Source organism: Halalkalibacter akibai JCM 9157, assembly GCF_000513135.1.
GTDB classification, from domain to species: domain Bacteria; phylum Bacillota; class Bacilli; order Bacillales; family Bacillaceae_D; genus Halalkalibacter; species Halalkalibacter akibai.
Genome location: NZ_BAUV01000116.1, coordinates 1 through 1,776, shown reverse-complemented (window position 1 = coordinate 1,776; position 1,776 = coordinate 1). Strand labels below are relative to the sequence as shown.

Sequence of the window (1,776 nt, the reverse complement as noted above, 5' to 3'; positions counted from 1 at the left end):
GATGAAGACAGACTTTAGTAAGATTTCACTAAGTGTAATTTGAATTTTTGGTGTTTAATGATTAATTTATCTAAATCTTGACTAACTACAATGGTATCAGAATGAGATAGGCCTTTTTCACTAACGGTGTGATGTAGCTCTCTCTTTAAATCTTCAATTAAATATTCAATGATCATTAGATTAGAAAGATTCCCCATAAGTCCAACAGCCCCCCGGTATCCTGTATTGTAGATGAGTCTATAGACTTATTATAATATGCTTTCATTTGAAATAGTATAAGATTTTGTTCCTAATTACAAATTGTGGATTATAATAAATTAGGAATAGATGATGAATGAGATATATGTTTTCTCATTTTTCTATTCATATTGCTTATGAATACCAGTATAATAGTCTCGGGTTAGGTAATTTGATAGGAGGAAAGGGAATGTCTATACTAGGAAAAACACAGACATATAGAGAGTTAAAAAGAAAAATTTATCTTGTGTTAATTCCTCTTTATATATTAGCGCTTTTTTCATTCAGGCTTTTCTCAACTCATATAACTCCTTTTTATGAGTTTATCATTCCTTTTTTGGTTCTTATTTTAATCATTAATTGGATATTTACATTCAGAGATCAATTTTTTAGGGCAATCGAAATTGCCATGTTACTAGTATTGAGTGTCCATCATTTACTAGAAGTTTGGAAATTCATCTATATGTATGACACGACTATTAGTACATATATGATTTGGGCTCCTTTGTTTTATATGTTTGTCTTTATTTCTTTTCAAGGCAAGGGACTTTTATGGACGATTATCATTTTCTTAACTACAATCGTGATGGGTTTAATAAACTTTTCTTTCGTTATTACTCAAATTACGCTTATTCACTTTTATCTTGCTAGTTTTATCGTCATTTATGTTCTGAATAATTTTCGTAAACTAATCTTGTTTTATATTGATTCAAATATGTTAAAACGATTGGCTTATTATGATCCGTTGACAAACATAGCCAATCGCAGGTTAATTCAATCTTGGCTTGAAGAAGAAGTGAAGAGTTCCCATTCAACAGGACGTGCTTTAGCCGTCATTTTTTTAGATGTTGACCATTTTAAGAAGATAAACGATCAACATGGACATGGTGTTGGCGATGAAGTCTTGCAGCAACTAACTGAAATAGTCAAAAATGCGATTGGGGCAAAAGAGCTTTTCGGAAGAATGGGTGGAGAAGAATTTATTATCATAACAGGCATTCTTTGAAAGAAGCAAAGTTGTTAGCAGATAAACTAAGAAACTTGATTGAGAACCATCGTTTCCGACATATTCAAAAAGTGACGGCTAGCTTTGGAGTTGCAAGCCTACATAAGGGAGATGTCCCGAGGGATATTCTAAAGAGAGCCGATGATGCTTTATATGAAGCGAAGAAAGAGGGCCGTAATTTGGTGAAGGCTGCTGCTCAATAAAGAGGAAGTTAAGCTGTGTAATAAGTAGTACGCTGAATGAGGTTGTGAATTGTGGTCAATAAGAGCTTTTGAGTCCTTACTGGAAACTAGGAGGACTCAGAGGCTCTTATTGGATTGAGGGAGGGTATTTGCTTGAGTCAAGCGGCCAGGAGATACCTTATTGGGAGAATATGAGCTAGACGGTCGAGGAAACGGGGCAAATAAGGTCCTGTGAGTCCGCGAAGCCAAGGGGATTAGCTGTTTTATGAGAGATAAGGTCATCTGAGTCCTCTCCGAAACCTGCGAGGATACAGAGGCTCTTATTAAAGCGGAAATGAGCAAATGTTCAAG

3 protein-coding genes are annotated in these 1,776 nt (G+C 35.0%); 2 read left to right on the top strand and 1 reads right to left on the bottom strand.

Annotated elements, in window-relative coordinates; all coding sequences use genetic code 11:
* Window positions 1–14: 14 nt before the first annotated feature.
* A complete protein-coding gene (locus JCM9157_RS22935) occupies window positions 15–197 on the bottom strand; it encodes an aspartyl-phosphate phosphatase Spo0E family protein (RefSeq protein WP_035668821.1) in 183 nt (60 codons plus the stop codon).
* Window positions 198–427: 230 nt separating this feature from the next.
* On the opposite strand from JCM9157_RS22935, the gene JCM9157_RS25875 reads away from it, so the two are divergent.
* Together JCM9157_RS25875 and JCM9157_RS25870 are read left to right on the top strand one after the other, a co-directional pair.
* On the top strand, window positions 428–1,243 hold the full coding sequence (locus JCM9157_RS25875) for a GGDEF domain-containing protein (RefSeq protein WP_052013332.1): 816 nt from the start codon (window positions 428–430) through the stop codon (window positions 1,241–1,243).
* Window positions 1,240–1,446 (top strand): diguanylate cyclase, encoded by a 207-nt coding sequence (locus tag JCM9157_RS25870; RefSeq protein ID WP_052013331.1) that lies wholly within the window; start codon window positions 1,240–1,242, stop codon window positions 1,444–1,446. Before JCM9157_RS25875 ends, JCM9157_RS25870 begins: the two co-directional genes overlap by 4 nt.
* The last annotated feature ends 330 nt before the right edge of the window (window positions 1,447–1,776 follow it).

Bases quoted from the DNA above. Each gene is read 5' to 3' on its own strand.
- JCM9157_RS22935 (WP_035668821.1), bottom strand. From the start codon at position 197: ATGGGGAATCTTTCTAATCTAATGATCATTGAATATTTAATTGAAGAT.
- JCM9157_RS25875 (WP_052013332.1), top strand. From the start codon at position 428: ATGTCTATACTAGGAAAAACACAGACATATAGAGAGTTAAAAAGAAAA.